The following is a 20,497-nucleotide window of genomic DNA, read 5'->3' on the forward strand; positions in this document are numbered from 1 at the left end:
AGGCCGGTGTACGGATTTTGGATTGCCGGCTGGCGTACTCCTCCCATGCGAACTCCGAAAGCGATCCTCCTCGCGCTGGCCGTGGCGGCCGGTGTGGTGGCGCTGCCCGGGACGGCGAGCGCCGCCTACAGCGACCCGTTGACGACGACCACCAAGCAGAACCTGGTGTGGCACGCCACGCCGGCCGCCGCGCTCACCGCGCTGGACAACGCGCTGCCGAACGTCAGCCTCAACACCGTGGTCAACGACCCCAGCTACAGCATGACCGGCTGTACCACCGCGGAGAAGGCGTCGCTGCCGAAGGCGCCGGTGGCCACCAAGGCGATGTGCTGGGACGCCGACCGCGCCGGGACGACGACGTGGGTCCCCCAGTCCATCACGACCTCCGGCGACGCCGACGACGACGGGAAGTGGGGTGACGACAAGATCATCCTGTCCGGCTGGCACGGCACCGACGCACTCAGCACCGACAACGAGAACCGGTACAACGACGCGCGGATCCAGGCGATCAACTACAACGATCCCGCCAAGCCGTCGTACCGGATGCTGTACCTGGCCGTGCCCAACAGCACCGGCAGCAACTTCTCCGCCGCCGAGGCGCACATGGGCGGGATGGCCTGGTACGGCGACAAGATCTACGTGACGGCCGTGGGCAGCACCTCGACCGCGATCCGGGTCTTCAGCACCAAGCACATCCTGCAGATGACCGACACGACGTCGAACGCGATCGGCAAGACGTCGTCCGGCTACGCGGCCTGGACGTACAAGTACGCGATGATGCAGATCGGCTACTACAGCTATGCCGGCGGCACCTGCAACATGGCTTCGGACACCGCGGTGCCGTGCTTCTCGTCGATGTCGCTGGACCGCAGCACCAGCCCGGCGAGCATCGTGACGTCGGAGTACTTCAAGGAGACGAACCTCCACGGCCGCCTCTACCGGTACCCGATGGGCGAGGACTTCCTGCTGGCGGCCTCGTCCGGCACGGTCCCCGCGACCGAGGCGTTCCGCAGCAACGTGGGCAACGTCCAGGGCGTCCTGTCCAACGCCGGCAAGTGGTACGTGGCCCACAGCTCGGCGACGATCAACGGCCAGCTCTGGGCCCAGACGACGGCGAAAAGCACCTCGGCGACGTGCGGCACCGGGACGACGGCCTGCTGGGCCATGCACCCGGAGGCGCTGACGTACGACTCGTCGACGGGCCTGGTGTGGTCCATGGCGGAGTGGTCCACGGCCGAGTGCGCGGCGAAGAGCCAGACCTGCGGCCGTTCGGTGTTCGCGGTGCCGCTGTCCTCACTGCCCGCGTGATCCGCCCGTGAAAAGCCGCCGCCCCGGGGGAACTTCCCCGGGGCGGCCGTCACGCGCCGGGGTGGCCGCAGGCGTAGATGTTCGCCGAGGCCAGCTGAACGCAGGCGGGACAGGTGTTGACCGGCCGGTCGCGGCGGCCGTAGTACGGGTGGGTGGCTCCGCACAGTGCCTTGATCACGTCCCCCGGGCGCGGGTCCGGGTGGCACCGGGGGCAGTAGGCGTGGGCGGCGCGTTCGACGTCGGCGCTCATGCCACCGGGTTACCCACCGGCCGCCACGTCCACACCGACCTGCCGCCGGTGAAGCACCAGATCGCGATGACCGGGTCGCAGATCGCGCAGCCGAACGACGAATCGTGGGCGAACGGCAGGATCGGCTGGCCCTTGAGGTGGTGGACGACGTCCCAGCCGGTGTGCAGCAGCCAACCGATGCCGATGAACGTCCACGAGTCCAGCCCGCGGAAGGCGACGTAGGTCAGCGCCGCGCAGAACACCAGTTCCCACGGCCCGAGCGCGCCGCCGGAGAGGTAGGCCGCGCCCGCACCGCCCACCATCACGGCGTTGAACCGCTGCCGGTGCCGCTCCGGGATCAGCGAGTTGAGCAGGACGTAGGCGAGGCCGATGAGGATCGGCGCCAGGATCTCGATCACGGAACCCGACGTTAGGAACCGGCCGCCCGGGCGGCCAGCGGCTCGATGGACAGGGGACGCCGGGATCTCGCCACCCGGCAATTAACTCAAGCGCTTGACTTAAATTGGGGTACGCTGCGGCCATGTCCACGACCGAACCGCTCACCGCGGACAGCCCGATCGGCGACTGGGTCGCCCACCCCGACGGCGGCCCGCTCGTCCGCGCCCTGCTCGCGGAGGCGGGCGTGGACGAGACCGTCCTCGCGCCGGTCCGGCTGCTGCCGTTGCGGCAGCTGGTCGTCCTGAGCCAGGGACGGCTCGCCCAGGACGTCGTCGACGACCTGGTGGCCCGGGCCAACCACGGCGTGACCCCGGCACCCGGGGCCGGCCGGGCGGGCTGGCGCGAGCGGATCGTGCCCGGCCGGTTCGAGGGCCGGACGGTCGTGGTGACCGGTGCCGCGTCCGGTATCGGCCGGGCCACGGCGTCGCGCATCGCCCGCGAAGGCGGCCGGGTCGTCGCGGTCGACGTCTCGGCCGGCCGGCTGGACGAGTTCGCCGCGGAGATCGGCTCGCCGGAGCTGGTCGCCGTGGCGGCCGACATCACCGACGAGGACGGCGTCGCGCGGATCCTCGCCGCCGCCGGACCGCGCATCGACGGGCTGGCCAACGTCGCCGGCGTCGTCGACGACTTCTCCCCGGCCCACGAGGTGCGCGACGAGCTGTGGCGGCGTGTCTTCGCCGTGAACGTCGACGGGACGTTCCGGCTGATCCGCGCGGTCGTCCCGGCGATGCTGGAAGCGGGTTCGGGCGCCATCGTGAACGTCGCTTCGGAAGCCGCGCTGCGCGGCTCGGCCGCCGGGATCGCCTACACCGCCTCGAAACACGCCGTCGTCGGCATCACCCGCAGCTGCGCGTTCATGTACGGGCCGCACGGCATCCGCGTCAACGCCGTCGCGCCGGGCGGGGTCGCGACCGGCATGGGGATGCACGCGGAGCCGTCGGAGTTCGGGCAGGGCCGGGTCGGGCAGTTCCTGGGTCTCATCCCGCCGATCGCCACGGCCGAGCAGCTCGCCGCGTCGATCACCTTCCTGCTCGCCGACGACGGCGTGAACGTCAACGGTGCCCTGCTGCCGTCCGACGGCGGCTGGTCGGTGCAGTGACCGCGCTGTCCGCGGTGGCGCCCGAGCTGCGCGGCCGGGTCCGGCGGATGCCGCGCCTGCCGCTGCACCGGGCCTGGGTGCGGCGCCTGGTGCGGGCGGGGACCGCGCGGATGCGGCCGCCGTCGCCACCGGACGTCGCCGTCGAACTGCGTCCCGGCCTGCGCGTGTACCGGCCGCGGACCCCGCGGTCGGACCTCACGCTGTTGTGGATCCACGGTGGCGGCCTGGTCATCGGCGGCGCGGCCCAGGACGACCGGTTCTGCGTCGCGACGGCGGGCGAGCTCGGCATCACCGTCGTCTCGGCCGAATACCGGCTCGCGCCGGAAAACCCGTACCCGGCGGCGCTCGACGACTGCCACACCGCCTGGAGGTGGCTGCGGGGCGACGTCGCCGCGGACCGGGTGGTCGTCGGCGGGCAGAGCGCCGGGGGCGGCCTCGCCGCGGCCCTCGTGCAACGCCTGCGTGACGAGGGGGAGCGGCCGCGGGCGCAGTGGCTGTTCTGCCCGATGCTCGACGACCGCACGGCCGCCCGGCGCGACCTCGACGGCGCCGGGCACCGGGTCTGGGACAACCGCCTCAACCGCTTCGGCTGGCGGTCCTACCTCGGGACCGAGCCCGGCGCGGCGGTGGTGCCGCTCTACGCGGTGCCCGCGCGCCGCGACGACGTCTCCGGGCTGCCGGACACCTGGATCGGCGTCGGCGACATCGACCTGTTCCACGACGAGGCCGCCGAGTACGCCCGGCGCCTGCGGTCGGCCGGCGTGGCGACGACGTTCCACGTCGTGCCCGGCGGGCCGCACGGGTTCGAGGCCTGGGCGCCGTCGACCGGGTTCAGCCGCGGCTACCTGGCCACCGCGCGGGCGTGGCTGGGCCGGTTCCGGTGACGGCGTCCGTAAGGTGGGGGCCGGCAGAACGTCGGGGTGACCGGGTGGGTGGATGAACGTCAAGGCGGATCGCGCGAGTGCCACGCGGGAGAGCATCCTCGTGACGGCGGAGCGGTTGTTCGCCGAGAACGGCGTGCACGCGGTGTCCAACCGGCACATCAGCGAGGCGGCCGGGCAGGGCAACAACGCCGCGGTCAACTACCACTTCGGCACCAAAGTGGACCTGGTCCGCGCGATCGCCCGCAAGCACTTCGGCCGGATCGAGCGGCTGCGCGAGGAGCTCGTCGACGCCATCGAGGGCGACGGCGAGCTGCGCGACTGGGTGGCGTGCCTGGTCCGCCCGTCGACGAGCTACCTGCACGAGCTGGGCGCGCCGACGTGGTTCGCGCGGTTCAGCGCCCAGGTGATGACCGACCCGGCGCTGCGCGTGATCGTCGTGGAGGAGTCCCTGTCCTCACCGGCGCTGGCCCGCGCGGTCGAGGGCCTCGACCGCTGCCTGGACGGCCTCCCCCCGGAAGTCCGCGCCGAGCGCGGCGACATGGCCCGCCAGCTGATGATCCACATGACGGCCGAGCGCGAGCGAGCCCTGGCCGAGGGCACGCCGACCCCGCGGGCCAGCTGGAACGACGCGGGCACGGGCCTGATCGACGCGATCACCGGCCTGCTCCTCGCCCCGGTGACCCCGCCCTCCTGACCCAGCCGGACGACACGCGTACGTGGATGGACGACACGCGTACCTGGATGGACGACACGGTGCCCGGGCCGCCTGCCGCCGTGTCGTCCGGCTGAGTACGCGTGTCGTCCGTGTGGGTACGCGTGTAGTCCGGTTCGGTTCGTCCGCGCGGATGGATCGGGCGGCCCGAGTTCGTTGCCGGGGACGAACGGCAAGCGCGGAAATCCTCCTATCGTCACGTCGATCGGGCGGTGACGAGGAGGCGGCGGGTGCGGACACTCTTGCGGGGCGGCCGGGTCGTCGATCCGGGGACCGGGTTCGACGGCGTCGCCGACGTGCTCCTGTCCGAGAACGGGATCGAGGCCGTCGGGACCGGGCTGGAAGCGGACACCGAGGTCGACGTCACCGGGCTCGTCGTCGGGCCCGGGTTCGTCGACCTGCACAGCCACGTGCACTCCGTCGCCGGGCAGCGGCTGCAGGCGATGGACGGCGTCACCACCGCGCTCGACCTCGAAGCCGGCCTGATGCCCGTCGAGCGCGCCTACGCCGAGGCCGCCGCGGCCGGGCGGCCGCTGCACTACGGCTTCTCCGCCTCCTGGGGCGCCGCCCGGGCGCAGGTGCTCGCCGGGATCGAGCCCGACGCGAACATCGACAGCGGGCTGGCCGTCCTCGGCAACCCCGCCTGGCAACGGTCCTCCACCCCCACCGAGCTGGCCGCCTGGCTGTCCCTTTTGGACACCGAGCTGGCCGCGGGCGCCCTGGGCATCGGCGTCCTCATGGGGTACGCGCCGCAGTCCGCGCCCGCGGAGTTCCTCGCCGTCGCCCACCTCGCCGCGCGGGCCGGCGTGCCCACCTACACCCACGTGCGCGAGCTGGTCGAGGTCGATCCCGCGATCCCGGTCGACGGCTCGGCCGAGATCGTCGCCGCCGCGGGGGAGACCGGCGCCGCGATGCACCACTGCCACGTCAACAGCACCTCCGGCCACCACGTCGACCGCGTCCTCGCCACGCTCGACGACGCCCGGCGCGCCGGCTCCCGCGTCACCGTCGAGGCCTACCCCTACGGCGCCGGCAGCACCGCGGTCGGCGCCGCCTTCATCGAGCCGGACCGCCTGCGGCTCAAGGGACTCCGGCCGTCCAGCGTGGTCATCCTCGAGACCGGCGAACGCGTGCGCGACGAAGCCCGCCTGCGACAGCTGCGCCGGGACGACCCGGGCGCACCGTGCCTCCTGGAGTTCCTCGACGAGGACAACCCCCGCGAACGCGCGCTGCTGCACCGGGCCCTGGCCTTCCCCGACGCCGTCGTCGCCAGCGACGCGATGCCCGTGTCCTGGCCGGACGGCCGCAGCGAAAGCACCGAGTGGCCGCTGCCGCCCGGCGGCCGGACGCACCCGCGCACCGCGGGCACCTTCGCCAAGACCCTGCGCCTGATGGTCCGCGAGACCGGCGCCTGGAGCTGGCTCGAGGCGTTCCGACGCTGCTCCTACCTGCCTTCACGGCTCCTCGACGACGTCGCGCCCGCGGCCCGCCGCAAGGGCCACCTGGGTGCCGGAGCCGACGCCGATGTCGTCGTCCTCGACCCGGACCGGATCACCGATGCCGCCACCTACGCCGACCCCACCCGGCCCTCCCACGGCGTCCGGCACCTCTACGTCGCCGGAGTTCCGGTGGTCCGCGAAGGAACCCTGGACACCGAAGCACTGCCCGGCCGGCCGTTGCGGGGTGAGCCGCGGTGATCGACGACATCGAGACGCTCGTCCGGTGCGAGTCGCCGTCGGCCGACCACGAAGCCGTCGCGCGCAGCGCCGAGGTGGTCGCCGGGATCGGCGGCCGCCTGCTCGGCGTCGAACCCGAACGGATCGTCACCGGCGGCTGCACGCACCTGCGCTGGCGGTTCGGCGACGGCGAGCCGCGGGTGCTGCTCCTCGGCCACCACGACACCGTGTGGCCGCTGGGATCCCTGCGCACGCACCCCTGCGAAGTCCGCGACGGGATCCTGCGCGGACCCGGCTGCTTCGACATGAAGGCCGGGGTCGTGATGGCCTTGTACGCCGCCGCGACGCTGCTCGACCGCGACGGCCTCTCGATCCTCGTCACCGGCGACGAAGAAATCGGCTCGCCGCTGTCCCGGACGTTGATCGAAGAGGAAGCCAAGAGCTGCGACGCGGTCTTCGTGCTCGAAGCCTCGGCCGACGGCGGCGCGCTGAAGACCCGCCGCAAAGGCGTTTCCCTGTACCGCGTCGAGGTCGACGGCCGCGCCGCGCACGCCGGGCTCGAACCGGAAAAGGGCGTCAACGCGGGGATCGAGATCGCCCACCAGATCCTCGCGATCGCCGCGCTCGCCGACGCGGACCGGGGCACCACCGTCGTGCCGACCGCGCTGACGGCCGGGACCACGACGAACACCGTGCCCGCCAAGGCGAGCGTCGCCGTCGACGTGCGGGTGTGGGACGCGGCCGAACAAGAGCGCGTCGACCGCGCCATCAGAAGCCTCGCACCGGGGCACGAAGAGGCCCGGATCCACATCTCCGGTGGCATCAACCGCGCACCTCTGGACGCGGGAGCGTCTTCGGAGCTGTTCGTGCTCGCGAACGAACTCGCGGGCGGGACGCTCACCGAGGCCGCGGTCGGCGGCGCCTCGGACGGCAATTTCACCGCCGGACTGGGCATTCCGACGCTCGACGGCCTCGGCGCGGTCGGCGGGGGAGCGCACGCCGACGACGAACACGTCGTCGTCGCCGAACTGCCCCGGCGGACCGCGCTGCTCACCGCGCTCACCGAAGCCGTCCTGGCCCGGCGGAGTTCGTCCGCGCCGACGAACACCGGCGACGAATCCCGTGCGGGACAACGGTGACCGGCGGCGAACGTCCGGAAAGGATGGTGGGCGTGACAGAAGTCGTGACGAACACAGCCCCGCCGCTGCGGGACGAGGCCACCGCCGCGGCGGCCGGCGCCGCGCTCGCCTCGGGCGTCCGGATCCGCACCCTGGCCGAGGTCGCCGACCTGGCCGCGGTGTCCCGGCTCTTCGAATCGATCTGGCGGCCCGCCCCGGGAAACCCCCTGGTGACGGCCGAGCTGCTGCGGGCCATGGTTTCGGCGGGCAATTACGTGGCCGGCGCTTTCGACGGGCCCGAGCTGCTCGGCGCCTGCTTCGGGTTCTTCGGCGAACCCGCGAAGGGAGGACTGCACAGCCACATCGCGGGGGTCGCGACGGCCGGGCACGGCCGCGGCATCGGCTTCGCGCTCAAGCTGCACCAGCGCGCGTGGGCCCTGCGCCAGGGCGTCGCGGAAATCTCCTGGACGTTCGACCCGCTGGTGCGCCGCAACGCCCACTTCAACCTGACCAAGCTCGCCGCCCGCCCGGCGCGCTACCTGCCGGACTTCTACGGCCCGATGCAGGACGGCATCAACGGCACCGGCGACACCGACCGCCTCATGGTCGCCTGGGACCTGGCGAGCCCGTCCGTGCGGGCGGCCGCCGCCGGCCGGCCGGACCGGGTGGACGCGGCGACGCTGCGGGGCGCCGCGGTCGCCCTGGCGGCCGGTCCGGACGGAGGCCCGGTCACCGGGGCCGCGGACACGCCGGTGGTGCTGGTCGCCGTCCCGCCGGACATCGAGGCGCTCCGGCGCACCGACCCGGACCAGGGCCGGGCCTGGCGGGTCGCGCTCCGCGAGGTGCTCGGCGGCCTGCTCGCCCAGGGCGCTTCGGTCACCGGATTCGATCGTGCCGGCTGGTACGTGCTCACCAAGGAGTCCCGATGAAGCTCACCGGTGTGGAACTGCTGCGCGTGCGGATGCCCCTGGTCGCCCCGTTCCGGACGTCGTTCGGGACGCAGGCCGACCGCGAACTGCTGCTCCTGCGCGCGGTGACGTCCGAAGGCGAAGGCTGGGGCGAGTGCGGGGCGATGGCCGGCCCGCTCTACTCCTCGGAGTACATCGACGGCGTCGAGCACGTGCTGCAGGCCTTCCTCGTGCCCGCGCTCCTCGCCGCCGGCGACCTGACGGCGAACAAGGTCGCGCCGCTGCTGGCGAAGTTCAAGGGCCACCGGATGGCCAAGGCCGCGCTGGAGATGGCCGTGCTCGACGCCGAGCTGCGCGCGCACGGCATGTCCTTCGGCACCGCTTTGGGGGCCACGAAGGACTCCGTGCCGTGCGGGGTGTCGGTCGGGATCATGGACTCGATCCCGCACCTCCTGGACGTCGTCGGCGGCTACCTCGACGCGGGCTACCTGCGCATCAAGCTGAAGATCGAACCCGGCTGGGACGTCGAGCCGGTGCGCGCGGTCCGCGAGCGCTTCGGCGACGACGTCCTGCTGCAGGTCGACGCGAACACGGCGTACACGCTCTCGGACGTGCCGCAGCTGCAGCGGCTGGACCCGTTCGGGCTGCTGCTGATCGAGCAGCCCCTGGAAGAGGAGGACGTGCTCGGTCACGCCGAACTGGCCAAGCACCTCCGGACGCCGATCTGCCTGGACGAAACCGTCGTGTCGGCGCGGTCGGCCGGCGACGCGATCCGGCTCGGCGCCTGCCGGATCGTCAACATCAAGCCCAGCCGGGTCGGCGGCTACCTGGAGGCGCGGCGGGTGCACGACGTGTGCGCCGCGCACGGCATTCCCGTCTGGTGCGGCGGGATGCTCGAGACCGGGCTGGGCCGGGCCGCCAACGTGGCGCTGGCGGCGCTGCCCGGATTCACCCTGCCCGGCGACACCTCGGCGTCGGACCGGTTCTACCGCACCGACATCACCGAGCCGTTCGTGCTCGAAGCCGGACGGCTGCCGGTGCCGTCCGGGCCCGGCCTCGGCGTCACCCCGGTCCCCGGGCGGCTGGCCGAGGTGACCACCGCGAAGTCCTGGCTCGCCTAGCGAAACGAGAGGTCCCCATGTCGAAACTCCCCGAACTCTCCGCCTGGCTGCAGACCCGGCTGCCCGCCCTGCTGGCCGAGCACCACGTCCCCGGCGCCGCCGTCGCCGTGTACGCCGGCGGCGAGATCGCCGACCACGCCGCCGGGGTGCTCAACAAGGCCACCGGCGTCGAAGCGGACGTCGACTCGCTGTTCCAGATCGGCTCGATCACCAAGGTCTGGACGGCCACCCTGGTGATGCAGCTCGTCGACGACGGCGTCCTCGGCCTCGACCGGCCGGTCCGGGAGTACCTGCCGGAGTTCGTGCTCGGCGACGAGGAGGCGGCCGCGCGGATCACTGTCCGGCAGCTGCTGTGCCACACCGCCGGCTTCGAAGGCGACATCTTCACCGACACCGGCCGCGGCGCCGACTGCGTCGAGAAGTACGTCGCCACCCTCGGCGACGTCCCCCAGCTGTTCGCCCCCGGCGAGATGTTCTCCTACAACAACGCCGGGTTCTGCGTGCTCGGCCGGCTCGTGGAAGTCCTGCGCGGCAAGACCTACGACGCATGCCTGCAGGACCACCTGTTCACGCCGCTCGGCCTGACGCACGCGGCGCAGAGCCCGTACGAGGCGATCCGCTTCCGCGCCGCGCTGGGACATCTGACGCCCTCGCCCGGCGCGGAGCCGGAACCCGCGAGCACCTGGGCGCTGGCGCCGTCGAACGCCCCGGCGGGCTCGATGCTCGCGATGCGCCCGCGGGACCTGGTCACGTTCGCCGCCATGCACCTGCGGGACGGCGAGGGCGCCGACGGCACCCGCGTGCTCGGCGCGGACAGTGCCCGCGCGATGCGGGAACGCCTGGTCGAGCTGCCCGATCTCGGTCTCTTCGGTGACGCGTGGGGCCTCGGCTGGTCGCTGTTCGACGCACCCGGCGGGCTCGTCGTCGGCCACGACGGCGGCACGATCGGCCAGTCCGCGTTCCTGCGCGTGGCCCCGGAGCACGACGTCGCGGTGGCCCTGCTGACCAACGGCGGCGACCCGATCGCCGTCTACACCGAGGTCGTCGGGCACGTCCTGCGCGAGCTGACCGGCATCGCCCTGCGGGTGCCGCCGGTGCCCGACCCGGCCGCGCCGCGGTTCGACGCCTCGCGGTACGTCGGCGAATACTCGTCGTCGGTGGCGGACATCGTGGTCAGCCAGGACGACGACGGCCGGGTCTGGGTCGAGCGCATCCCGAAGGGGATCCTCGCGGAGCTGGCCAAGCCGGAGAAGACCGAGCTGGTCGCGCTGAACGGCGACACGCTGATCCTGGCCGAACCGATGCAGGGCATGTACGTGCCGCACGCCTTCGTCGGCGACGACGGCTCCGGCCGGGCGCTGTACCTGCACACCGGCCGCGCCGACCGGCGGGTCGACGCGTGAGCGCGGTGGAGGCGGAGATCGCCGAAGTCTTCGCCCGGGCGGACGCGCGCGGGTTCCTGCACGCGCGGGAGATCGGCGGCGGCCCGTCCGTGGCCGTCGGCGCCGACGATCCGGTGGTGCTGGCGTCGGTGTTCAAGATCCCGGTCGCCGTCGCCTACGCGCGGGAAGCCGCGGCGGGACGGCTCGACGAGACGGCCCGCACCCGCGTCGGCCGCCGCTACCGCATCGGCGGCATCGGCACCGCGGGCTGTGCGGACGACGTCGAGATGAGCTGGCGCGACCTCGCGCTGTTCATGCTGACCATGAGCGACAACGCCGCCACCGACGTCGTCTACCACCGGGTCGGGCAGCAGGCCGTCGACCGCCTCCTGACCGATCTCGGCCTGCACCGCACCCGGCTGATCGGCTGCTGCGAGGACCTGTTCGCCTCGGTACTGGCGGACCTCGGGGCGGCCGAGGGCGCCGACATCGACGCGGTCTTCGCGGAGGCGACGCCCGAGCAGACGTGGAAGCTCGCGGTGCTGGACCCCGAGCGCACGACGTCGTCGACACCCCGGGAGATCACCGAGCTGCTGGACGCGGTGTGGACCGACCGCGCCGGTGACCCGGCGGCGTGCGAGCGGGTGCGGTCGATGCTGGCGCGGCAGATCTGGCCGCACCGCCTGTCGTCCGGATTCCCTTCGGACGTCGGGGTCGCGGCCAAGACCGGCACGTTGCCCGCGGTGCGCAACGAAGCGGGTGTCGTGTCCTATCCGGACGGTCGCCGGTTCGCCGTCGCGGTGTTCACCCGCGCGAACTCCCTGGCCGAGCGCCAACCCGCCATCGACGCGGCGATCGGCCGGGCCGGCCGGCTCGCCGTGGACCACCTCCGGAAGGAATACCCATGAAATACCCACGGACAGCGGTGGTCCTGGTCGGCGCGCTCGCCCTCGCGGCCACTGCCTGCGGGGGACCGGGCGGCGGCAGCGCGGCCGGCGGCACTCTCGCCGACGGCAAGACCTTCACCCTCGGGCTGCCCTCCGACCCGGGCAACCTCGACCCGCACATGTCAGTGCTGGCGGTGGCCGCCCAGGTCGACCGGTTCCTCTACGACTCCCTGCTCGACCTCACCCCCGACGGCAAGCCGCTCCCGAACCTCGCCGAAAAGTGGGACGCCACGAACACCACGGCGAAGTTCACCCTGCGGCCCGGCATCACCTGCGCGGACGGGGCCCCGCTGACCGCCGCCGACGTCGCCGCGAACATCGTCTTCGTCGGCGACCCGGCCAACAAGTCGCCGTTCGCCGGCCTGACGATCGCGCCCGGCACCAAGGCCGGCGCCGACGAAGCCACCCGGACGATCACCGTCACCAGCGGCGGACCGGACGCGTTCCTGCTCCGCAACGTCGGCGCACTGCCGATCGTCTGCGGCAAGGGACTGGCCGACCGGAAACTCCTGGCCACGGGCGGCAGCGGCACCGGCATGTTCGCCGTCTCCGAGATCGTGCCGAACGACCACTACACGTTCACCCGCCGCAAGGACTACGCGTGGGGACCGGGGGAGTGGCAGGCGCAGCAGCCCGGCCTGCCGGACAAGGTCGTCGCCCGGGTCGTCCCGAACACCGCGACGGCGGCGAACCTGCTGCTGTCCGGCGAGCTGAACGCCGGTCAGATCAACGGGCCTGACCGCCAGCGGCTGGAAGCGCGCAAACTCTTCCACGCGGACTACCTCGCCCCGCTCGGGGAGATCTTCTACAACCAGGCCCCCGGACGCCCCGGCCAGGACGAGGCCGTGCGGCGGGCGCTCACCCAGGCGCTCGACCTCGCCCAGCTCGGCAAGGTGCTGACCAGCGGCACCGGCAAACCGTCGCAGGGCCTGGTCACCGCCGAGCCGAAGGCGTGCTCGGGCGACACCGTCACCGGCCACCTGCCGAACCACGACCCGGCCGCCGCCGCGTCCGCTTTGGACGCCGCGGGCTGGAAGGCCGGCGCGGACGGCGTGCGCGTCAAGGGCGGCAAGCGGCTGACCCTGACCGTCCTGTACGGCACCCAGCTGGGCCCGACCATGGCGCCCACGGCCGAACTGGCCCAGCAGACGTGGAAGTCCCTCGGCGCCGAAGTCACGCTCAAGGCCGTCGACAGTCCCGGCCTGTCCCAGGTGCTGTTCGGCACCGGCGAGTGGGAGGTGTCGCTCGGGCCGCTCGGGCTCACCCTGCCCAGCCAGCTGGTGCCGTTCGTGTCCGGCCCGGCGGCGCCGGACGGGACCAACTTCGGCCACATCGCCAACCCCGGTTACGACCAGGGCGTGAAGCAGGCGGCCGCGATGAGCGGCGAGGCCAGCTGCCCGGCCTGGCAGGCCGCCGAGACCGCGTTGATCAAGCACGTCGACGTCGTGCCCTACATCGACTCCGTCGTGCCGTACTACGCGAACGCGTCGCGGTTCGAGGTCAGCCAGGGCTCCATCACGCCGTCGTCGATCCGGATGTACGCGCGATGACCACGGCGGCGGCGCCCGCGCGGCTGCGCGGCGGACCGTGGCCGGCGTTCGCCGCGCGGCGGCTGACCCGGTTCGCCGTCTCGCTGTGGGCGCTGGTCACCGCGGCCTTCCTGATGATCCACCTGGTCCCGGGCGACCCCGTGCGCGCCGCGCTCGGGATGACCGCCCCGGCCGACCTGGTGCGGGCGAAGCGGCTGGAACTCGGCCTCGACGACCCGCTGTGGGTGCAGTACGGGCACTACCTGCGCGGCCTGGTCACCGGCGACCTCGGGACGTCGATGGCGAGCGGCCAGCCGGTCACGCAGGTGATCGGCGACCGGCTGCCGGCGACCCTGCAGCTGGCGGTGCCGGCCTTCGCGGTCGTCGTCGCCGTCGCGATCCCGGTCGGCCTGACCTTCGCGGTGCTGACCCGCGGCGGCCGCCGTCGCGGCAGCGAGCTGGCGTTCACGTCGGTGAGCGCCTTCCTCGCCGCCGTCCCGGAATTCCTGGTGGCGGTCGCGCTGGTGGCGCTGCTCGCGGTCGGCCTCGGCTGGTTCCCGGTGGCCGGCGGCGACGGCGCGAGCGCGTACGTGCTGCCGGTCGCGGCCCTGGCCACCGGGCCGTCGGCGGTGCTCGCCCGGATCGTCCGGGTGGAGCTGCTTTCGGTGCTGGGCGCCGACTTCGTCCGCACCGCGCGGGCGAAACGGCTGCCCGCGCGGCTGGTCTACGTCCGGCACGCCCTGCCGAACGCGCTGACCGCGACCCTGACCCTGGGCGGGCTGATGCTGACCGGGATGGTCGCGGGCACGGTGCTGGTCGAGAACGTCTTCGCCTGGCCCGGCCTCGGCTCGACGATCGTGCAGTCGATCCTCCAGAAGGACTACCCGCTGGTGCAGGGGATCGTGCTCGTCTACGGCGTCGGCGTGCTGCTGGTGAACCTGCTGGTCGACGTCGTGCTCGGGCTGCTCGACCCGCGCTCGGCCATTCGGGAGGCGTGACATGGCGCGACGCGGTACCTGGGCGGCGGCCCTGCGCACCCCGGTGGGCGCGTGCTCGGCGGTGTTGCTGGCCCTGGTCGTCGTCCTGGCCGCGCTGGCCCCGCTGCTGTGGGGTGAGGGCGCGGCCGCGATCGACACCGACGCGATCGGCCAGGGTCCGTCCGGGGCACACCCGTTTGGCACCGACTCCCTCGGCCGCGACCTGCTGCTGCGCACCCTGGTCGCGACCCGCCTCTCGGTCGGCCTGGCCGTGCTCGCGACCGCGATCGGCGCCGGCACCGGCGTCGTCCTCGGCACGCTGCCGTCGGTGCTGCCCCGGCGCGTGGGCCGGCTGTTGACGGCGGTCGTCGACATCGCCGTCGCGTTCCCCGGCCTGCTGCTCGCCCTGTTCCTCGCGGTGATCTTCGGCGTCGGCACGCACGGCGCGGTCCTGGCGATCGGGTTCGCGACGGCGCCGGCGTTCGCGCGGCTGGTGCAGACGCTCTCGGCGTCGGTCAGCGGACGTGACTTCGTCGCCGCGGCCCGGATCGCCGGCGTCGGCCGGATTCGCTTGCTGGCCCGGCACGTGCTGCCGAACATCGGCGAGCCCCTGGTGGTCAACGCGACCATCGGGGCGGGCTCGGCGCTGCTGGCCTTCGCCGGGCTGTCGTTCCTCGGCATCGGCGTGCAGGCGCCGGACTACGACTGGGGACGGCTGCTGCGCGAGGGCCTGGACGGCATCTACGTCACCCCGGTGGCCGCGCTCGCCCCGGCCGCGGCGGTGGTGCTCGCCGGGCTGGCGTTCAACCTGGTCGGCGAGACGGTCGCCGCGGTGGTCGGCGTCCGGACCCACGCGACCCGGCGTGGGGCGCCGCCGCTTCCGGCGGCCCCGTCCGCGCCCGGCGAGCCGCCCGCGGACGCCGTGCTCGTGGTCGAGAACCTCCGGGTGGCGTTCCCCGGGCCGTCCGGCTGGACGGTCCCGGTGCGCGGAGTCAGCTTCAGCGTCCGCGCGGGCGAGGCGATCGGCGTGGTCGGCGAGTCCGGCTCCGGCAAGAGCCTGACCGCGCTGGCCGTGTCCCGGCTGGTCGAAGCGCCCGGTCTGGTCACCGCCGACCGGCTCGAATTCGCCGGGAAGGCCCTGGCCGAGGCGTCCGACCGGGAGCTCGGCACCGCGCTCGCCATGGTGTTCCAGGACCCGATGACGTCGTTCAACCCCGCCCGCCGCGTCGGCGGCCAGCTCGCCGAAGTGTCCGAGCAGCACCACGGCCTGTCGCGGCGCCAGGCGTTCGCCCGCGCGGTGGACCGGCTGGCCGCCGTGCGCGTCCCGGCCCCCGAGCGGCGGGCGCGGCAGTACCCGCACGAGTTCTCCGGCGGCATGCGGCAGCGGGCGATGATCGGCATGGGCCTGATGGGCCGGCCGAAGCTGATCGTGGCCGACGAACCGACGACCGCGCTCGACGTCACCGTGCAGCGGCAGGTGCTGCGGCTGCTGGCCCGCACGCGCGAGGCCGAGGGCGCGGCGATCCTGCTGATCAGCCACGACATCGCCGTCGTGGCCCAGACCTGTGAACGGATGCTGGTGATGTACGCCGGCCGGATCGTCGAGGACCTGCCGAGCGGAGCCGCGGCCCAGCACCCGTACACGCGGGCGCTGCTGGCCACCACGGTCGACCTCGACACCGACCGCGACCGGCCCCTGGAGGTCATCCCCGGCCGCCCGCCGGAACCCGGCCAGGTGCCGGAAGGCTGCGCGTTCGCCGCCCGGTGCCCACTGGCCTCGGACCGCTGCCGCGCCGAAGACCCCGTGCTCGAACCCGCCGGGGACGGCCACCGGGTCGCCTGCTGGCACCCGCAGGTCACCGTCCTTTCCGGACAGTCGCAGGAGGAGGGTGCCGCGTGAGCGCTCTGGAGTTCGACGCCGTGAGCGTCCGCTACGGCAGGCTGACCGCGGTCGACGGGGTCAGCCTGACCGTCCCGTCCGGGCAGGTCGTCGGCCTGGTCGGCGAGTCCGGCTCCGGCAAATCCACCCTCGCCCGGGCGGCCGCCGGGCTCGCGCCGGTCAGCGCGGGCCGGGTCCGGCTCGACGGCGTCGACGTGCGCCGGCTGCCGCGGCGGCGGCCGCTGCAGATGGTGTTCCAGGACCCGTATTCGTCGCTGGACCCCCGGATGGCGATCGGGGAGTCGATCGCCGAGGCGATGCCGCGCGGTGCCGGCCGCCGGGCCGAGGTGGCCCGGCTGCTCGAACTGGTGAACCTCGACCCCGATCGGGCGGACATGTTGCCCGGCCGGCTTTCGGGCGGGCAACGGCAGCGCGTCGCGCTCGCCCGGGCACTGGCGGGACGGCCGAAGGTGCTGATCGCCGACGAGATCACCTCGGCGCTCGACGTCTCGGTGCAGGGCGCCGTGCTCAACCTGGTCCGGGACGTGCAGCGGCGGCTCGCGCTGTCGATGCTGTTCATCTCGCACAACCTCGCCGTGGTGCGGTACGTCAGCGACGTCGTCGCGGTGATGTACCTCGGCCGGATCGTCGAGGCCGGGCCCGCCGCGCAGGTCCTCACCGATCCCCAGCACCCCTACACGCGGGACCTGCTGGCCGCCGCGCCGTCGGCCCACCGGAGCCTGCTCGACGACACCGGCGACGACCCGCTCGCCGACACCGAACCCGCCGATCCGCACCACCCGCCGTCCGGCTGCCGCTACCACCCGCGCTGCCCGATCGGGCCGCTCGCGCACCCGGACCGCACGGTCTGCGTCACCACCGACCCGGCCGGCGAGGCCGCGGGCCGGTCCCACTCCGCGGCGTGCCACTTCGCCGCCGGCCATCCCACGAGGAGATCCGCATGACCCGACGTCCCGGCATCGACGACCTCGAGGCCTTCGCCTTCCCCGAGCAGCCGGCGATGGCGCCGGACGGCCGCCGGATCGCGTACGTCCTGCGCACCGCCGACCGCGACAAGGACGAGGACACCCGCTCGCTCTGGCTCGTCGGAACCGATGGCGGCGAGCCGCGCCGGCTCACCCGCGGTCCGGCCGACCTGGCGCCGGGGTGGTCGCCGGACGGCACGCGCCTGGCGTTCCTGCGCGCCCAGGACGGCCCGGCCCAGCTGTGGCTGCTCCCGGCGGACGGCGGCGAGCCCGAACGGGTCACCACGCTGCCGCTCGGCGCGGGCACCCCGGTCTGGCGCCCGGACGGCGCCGAAATCGCCTTCGCCGCCCCGGTCGACCTCGCCGCGGACGAGGGTGAGGACGACGCCGCCCGGGCTCGTCGCGCGGGCGCCCCCGTGGTCGCCGACCGGCTCGACTTCAAGGCCGACGGCGCCGGGCTGCTGCGGACGCTGCGCAAGCACGTCCACGTCCTCGACGTCGCCACCGGCGAGGTCCGGCAGGTGACGTCGGGGGACTGGCACGCGGGCGACCCCGCGTGGTCGCCGGACGGCGCGCTGCTGGCCTTCCCCGCGGGCCAGGACGCCGACGCCGACCTGACGTTCCGCTCCGGCGCGTACGTCGTCGAACCCGGCGGCGAACCTCGCCTGGTCGGTTCGGGCGAGGGGATGTGCGGCACGGTCACCTGGACGGCCGACGGCCGTGCGCTGCTGGTCGTCGGCCGCCGCGACACCGCACCCGGGCACCTCGGGCTGCTGCGGATTCCCTTGGACGGCGGGGAAACCACCGACCTGGCCGCGCCGCTGGACCGGAACGTCATGCCGGGGGCGCCCGGTTATCCCGGCGCGCTGCCGCAGCTTGCCGGCGACACCGTGCTGTTCTGCGCGCGCGACCGCGGCTACACCCACCTCTACGCCGTCGATCCCGACGGGGGCGAGCCGCGGCTCGTGCTCGGCGGCACCGGGAACGCCGTGGCGGCGATGTCGGTCGCCGGGAACACGGCGGCGATCGTGCTGGGCACGCCGACGTCCTACGGCGAGATCGCGACGGTCGACCTCCCCGGCGGCGAGATCGAGCTGCGCACCGCGCACGGGCCCGGCTTCGACCCCTTCGCGGGCGAGGAACGGGAGTTCATCATCTCCGACGGCACGGTCGTGGCCGGCTGGCTGCTGCGCGACCCGGCCCGCACCGGGCCGCGGCCGCTGCTGCTGGACATCCACGGCGGCCCGCACAACGCGTGGAACGGCACCGCCGACGCCGTGCACCTCTACCACCAGGAGCTCGTCGCGCGCGGCTGGGCGGTGCTGCTGCTCAACCCGCGCGGCAGCGACGGCTACGGCGAAGCGTTCTACACCGCGGCGGTCGGTGCCTGGGGCGTCGCCGACGCCCGGGACTTCCTCGAGCCCGTGGACACCCTCGTCGCCGAGGGCGTGGCCGACGCGCGGCGGCTCGCCGTGTCCGGCTACAGCTACGGCGGCTTCATGACCTGCTACCTCACCAGCCGGGACGACCGCTTCGCCGCGGCGATCGCGGGCGGGGTGGTCAGCGACGTCGTCAGCATGGCCGGCACGTCCGACAGCGGGCACTACCTCGGCGTCGCCGAACTCGGCGCGATCCCGTGGGAGAACCGGGCCCACTACGCGGCGCTTTCCCCGCTGGCCCAAGTGGAAAAAGTGCGGACGCCGACCCTGGTCGTCCAGGGCGCCGCCGACGACCGGTGCCCGGCCGGGCAGGCCGAGCAGTGGTTCACCGCGCTGCGCGAGCAGGGCGTGCCGACCCGCCTGGTGCTCTACCCTGGCGCGTCCCACCTGTTCATCCTCGACGGGAAGCCGTCGCACCGGCGGGACTTCAACCGCCGCATCGTCGACTGGGTTTCGCAGTACGCGGGCGAGCCGGGCCGGCCGGCGCAGGTCCCACTGGACGCCGCGCACTGGCAGCGGCGCCTGGCCGCGCTCGCGCGCAAGCACCGCGTCCCGGGCGCGTCGCTGGGCATTCTGCGCGGCGACGAGCGGGTGCTCGCGAGCCACGGCGTGCTGAACACGGCGACCGGGGTCGAGGTCACCGACGACTCGGTGTTCCAGATCGGCTCGATCACCAAGGTCTGGACGGCCACGGTGGCGATGCAGCTGGTCGACGAGGGGCTGCTGAAGCTGGACGCGCCGATCGCCGACGTGCTGCCCGAGCTGCGGCTGGCCGACCCGGACGTCACCAAGCAGGTGACCTTGCGGCACCTGCTCACCCACACGAGCGGCATCGACGGCGACGTCTTCACCGACACCGGCCGCGGCGACGACTGCCTCGAGAAGTTCGTCGGCCTCCTCGACGGGGTCGCGCAGAACCACCCGCTCGGGGCGACGCTGTCCTACTGCAACTCGGGGTTCGTGCTGGTGGGCCGGGTGATCGAGAAGCTGACCGGGCAGACGTGGGACGCGGCCCTGCGCGAGCGGCTGTTCACCCCGCTGGGGCTCACCCACACGGGCACATTGCCGGAGGAGGCGTTGCTGCACCGAGCGGCGATGGGCCACGTCGCGGCGGGCGACGGCGCGCCGGCACCGGCCCCGGCGTGGACCCTCCCGCGTTCGGCGGGTCCGGCCGGCCTGATCACGGCGACGGCGGCGGACGTCCTGGAGTTCGCCCGCATGCACCTGGCGGGCGGCCGTGAGGTGCTGTCGGAGGCGTCGGCGGCGGCGATGACCGAGTGGCAGGCGGACATGCCGGACAAGCACACGCTGGGTGATTCGTGGGGCCTCGGCTGGATCCGCTTCGAGTGGGACGGCCACCGCGTGATCGGCCACGACGGCAACACGATCGGGCAGTCGGCGTTCCTGCGGTTGCTGCCCTCGCACGGCCTGGCGGTCACGCTGCTCACCAACGGCGGCAACACTCGCGACCTGTACGAGGAGCTCTACCGCGAGATCTTCGCTTCGCTGGCCGGAGTGGCGCTGCCGCGTCCGATTGCGCCGGCCGCCGAGCCGCCGTCCGTGGAGGTCGACGAGTTCGTCGGAGTGTACGAACGGGCGTCGATGCGCATCGAGGTTTTCGAGGGGGAGGCGGGCTTGCGGATGCGGCAGTCGATCACCGGCCCGATCGCCGAGCTGGTCCCGGAACCGACGACGGAACACGACCTGATCCCCTTGGGCGGCCCGCAGTTCGCGTTCCGCGAGCCGGGTACCCGGTCGTGGATCTCGGCGACGTTCTACACCTTGCCCACGGGGGAGCGGTACCTGCACAGCGGCGTCCGCGCGACGCCCAAGGTCGGGTAGCC

17 protein-coding genes are annotated in these 20,497 nt (G+C 73.6%); 15 read left to right on the forward strand and 2 right to left on the reverse strand.

The features are described 5' to 3' along the window. Positions 1-45: 45 nt before the first annotated feature. Positions 46-1,308 (forward strand): hypothetical protein, encoded by a 1,263-nt coding sequence (locus H5965_RS13400; protein WP_310969991.1) that lies wholly within the window; start codon positions 46-48, stop codon positions 1,306-1,308. A 49-nt stretch (positions 1,309-1,357) separates the two neighbouring features. Here the strand turns inward: H5965_RS13400 and H5965_RS13405 are convergent, their stop codons facing one another. Beyond that, entirely contained in the window at positions 1,358-1,558 is a 201-nt protein-coding gene (locus tag H5965_RS13405) for a hypothetical protein (RefSeq protein ID WP_310969992.1), read from the reverse strand. Beyond that, the gene (locus tag H5965_RS13410) at positions 1,555-1,956 is read right to left on the reverse strand and encodes a DUF6010 family protein (RefSeq protein WP_310969993.1); all 402 of its coding nucleotides are present in this window, start codon (positions 1,954-1,956) and stop codon (positions 1,555-1,557) included. The genes H5965_RS13405 and H5965_RS13410 overlap by 4 nt, the downstream gene beginning before the upstream one ends. A gap of 122 nt (positions 1,957-2,078) precedes the next feature. On the opposite strand from H5965_RS13410, the gene H5965_RS13415 reads away from it, so the two are divergent. The 14 genes from H5965_RS13415 to H5965_RS13480 all read left to right on the forward strand — a co-directional run bounded on the left by H5965_RS13415 (position 2,079) and on the right by H5965_RS13480 (position 20,495). Continuing rightward, a complete protein-coding gene (locus H5965_RS13415; RefSeq protein WP_310969994.1) occupies positions 2,079-3,095 on the forward strand; it encodes an SDR family NAD(P)-dependent oxidoreductase in 1,017 nt (338 codons plus the stop codon). Beyond that, positions 3,092-3,979 (forward strand): alpha/beta hydrolase, encoded by an 888-nt coding sequence (locus H5965_RS13420; protein ID WP_310969995.1) that lies wholly within the window; start codon positions 3,092-3,094, stop codon positions 3,977-3,979. The genes H5965_RS13415 and H5965_RS13420 overlap by 4 nt, the downstream gene beginning before the upstream one ends. Before the next feature lie 52 nt (positions 3,980-4,031). Then, positions 4,032-4,673 carry a TetR/AcrR family transcriptional regulator gene (locus tag H5965_RS13425; protein WP_310969996.1) on the forward strand — a complete coding sequence of 214 codons (642 nt, stop codon included), beginning with the start codon at positions 4,032-4,034 and terminating at the stop codon, positions 4,671-4,673. Between the two features lie 155 nt (positions 4,674-4,828). After that, positions 4,829-6,388: an amidohydrolase family protein gene (locus tag H5965_RS13430; RefSeq protein WP_396136907.1), complete on the forward strand. Its 1,560-nt coding sequence runs from the start codon at positions 4,829-4,831 to the stop codon at positions 6,386-6,388. Next, complete coding sequence (locus tag H5965_RS13435; RefSeq protein WP_310969999.1) at positions 6,385-7,506, forward strand: M20 family metallopeptidase; 1,122 nt, start codon at positions 6,385-6,387, stop codon at positions 7,504-7,506. The genes H5965_RS13430 and H5965_RS13435 overlap by 4 nt, the downstream gene beginning before the upstream one ends. A gap of 23 nt (positions 7,507-7,529) precedes the next feature. Further along, entirely contained in the window at positions 7,530-8,414 is an 885-nt protein-coding gene (locus H5965_RS13440) for a GNAT family N-acetyltransferase (protein ID WP_310970000.1), read from the forward strand. Continuing rightward, positions 8,411-9,514, forward strand: a complete 1,104-nt coding sequence (gene menC, locus H5965_RS13445) for an o-succinylbenzoate synthase (RefSeq protein ID WP_310970001.1) — start codon at positions 8,411-8,413, stop codon at positions 9,512-9,514. Before H5965_RS13440 ends, menC begins: the two co-directional genes overlap by 4 nt. A gap of 17 nt (positions 9,515-9,531) precedes the next feature. Continuing rightward, entirely contained in the window at positions 9,532-10,917 is a 1,386-nt protein-coding gene (locus tag H5965_RS13450) for a serine hydrolase domain-containing protein (protein WP_310970002.1), read from the forward strand. After that, a complete protein-coding gene (locus H5965_RS13455; RefSeq protein WP_310970003.1) occupies positions 10,914-11,804 on the forward strand; it encodes a serine hydrolase in 891 nt (296 codons plus the stop codon). The genes H5965_RS13450 and H5965_RS13455 overlap by 4 nt, the downstream gene beginning before the upstream one ends. Beyond that, positions 11,801-13,393, forward strand: a complete 1,593-nt coding sequence (locus H5965_RS13460) for an ABC transporter substrate-binding protein (protein WP_310970004.1) — start codon at positions 11,801-11,803, stop codon at positions 13,391-13,393. Before H5965_RS13455 ends, H5965_RS13460 begins: the two co-directional genes overlap by 4 nt. After that, positions 13,390-14,370 (forward strand): ABC transporter permease, encoded by a 981-nt coding sequence (locus H5965_RS13465; RefSeq protein ID WP_310970005.1) that lies wholly within the window; start codon positions 13,390-13,392, stop codon positions 14,368-14,370. The genes H5965_RS13460 and H5965_RS13465 overlap by 4 nt, the downstream gene beginning before the upstream one ends. 1 nt (position 14,371) lies before the next feature. Beyond that, positions 14,372-16,249 carry a dipeptide/oligopeptide/nickel ABC transporter permease/ATP-binding protein gene (locus tag H5965_RS13470; protein ID WP_310970006.1) on the forward strand — a complete coding sequence of 626 codons (1,878 nt, stop codon included), beginning with the start codon at positions 14,372-14,374 and terminating at the stop codon, positions 16,247-16,249. Continuing rightward, the gene (locus H5965_RS13475; RefSeq protein WP_310970007.1) at positions 16,246-17,193 is read left to right on the forward strand and encodes an ABC transporter ATP-binding protein; all 948 of its coding nucleotides are present in this window, start codon (positions 16,246-16,248) and stop codon (positions 17,191-17,193) included. The genes H5965_RS13470 and H5965_RS13475 overlap by 4 nt, the downstream gene beginning before the upstream one ends. Beyond that, on the forward strand, positions 17,190-20,495 hold the full coding sequence (locus H5965_RS13480) for a serine hydrolase (RefSeq protein ID WP_310970008.1): 3,306 nt from the start codon (positions 17,190-17,192) through the stop codon (positions 20,493-20,495). Before H5965_RS13475 ends, H5965_RS13480 begins: the two co-directional genes overlap by 4 nt. The last annotated feature ends 2 nt before the right edge of the window (positions 20,496-20,497 follow it).

The sequence above is a fragment of the Amycolatopsis sp. 505 genome (assembly GCF_031625235.1).
GTDB lineage: Bacteria > Actinomycetota > Actinomycetes > Mycobacteriales > Pseudonocardiaceae > Amycolatopsis.

What these genes read in the sequence shown, in the direction of transcription:
- H5965_RS13405 (WP_310969992.1), bottom strand. Translation starts at nt 1,558, where the DNA reads ATGAGCGCCGACGTCGAACGCGCCGCCCACGCCTACTGCCCCCGGTGC.
- H5965_RS13415 (WP_310969994.1), top strand. Translation starts at nt 2,079, where the DNA reads ATGTCCACGACCGAACCGCTCACCGCGGACAGCCCGATCGGCGACTGG.
- H5965_RS13425 (WP_310969996.1), top strand. Translation starts at nt 4,032, where the DNA reads ATGAACGTCAAGGCGGATCGCGCGAGTGCCACGCGGGAGAGCATCCTC.
- H5965_RS13480 (WP_310970008.1), top strand. Translation starts at nt 17,190, where the DNA reads ATGACCCGACGTCCCGGCATCGACGACCTCGAGGCCTTCGCCTTCCCC.
- H5965_RS13400 (WP_310969991.1), top strand. Translation starts at nt 46, where the DNA reads ATGCGAACTCCGAAAGCGATCCTCCTCGCGCTGGCCGTGGCGGCCGGT.
- menC (WP_310970001.1), top strand. Translation starts at nt 8,411, where the DNA reads ATGAAGCTCACCGGTGTGGAACTGCTGCGCGTGCGGATGCCCCTGGTC.
- H5965_RS13470 (WP_310970006.1), top strand. Translation starts at nt 14,372, where the DNA reads ATGGCGCGACGCGGTACCTGGGCGGCGGCCCTGCGCACCCCGGTGGGC.
- H5965_RS13440 (WP_310970000.1), top strand. Translation starts at nt 7,530, where the DNA reads ATGGTGGGCGTGACAGAAGTCGTGACGAACACAGCCCCGCCGCTGCGG.
- H5965_RS13460 (WP_310970004.1), top strand. Translation starts at nt 11,801, where the DNA reads ATGAAATACCCACGGACAGCGGTGGTCCTGGTCGGCGCGCTCGCCCTC.
- H5965_RS13465 (WP_310970005.1), top strand. Translation starts at nt 13,390, where the DNA reads ATGACCACGGCGGCGGCGCCCGCGCGGCTGCGCGGCGGACCGTGGCCG.
- H5965_RS13450 (WP_310970002.1), top strand. Translation starts at nt 9,532, where the DNA reads ATGTCGAAACTCCCCGAACTCTCCGCCTGGCTGCAGACCCGGCTGCCC.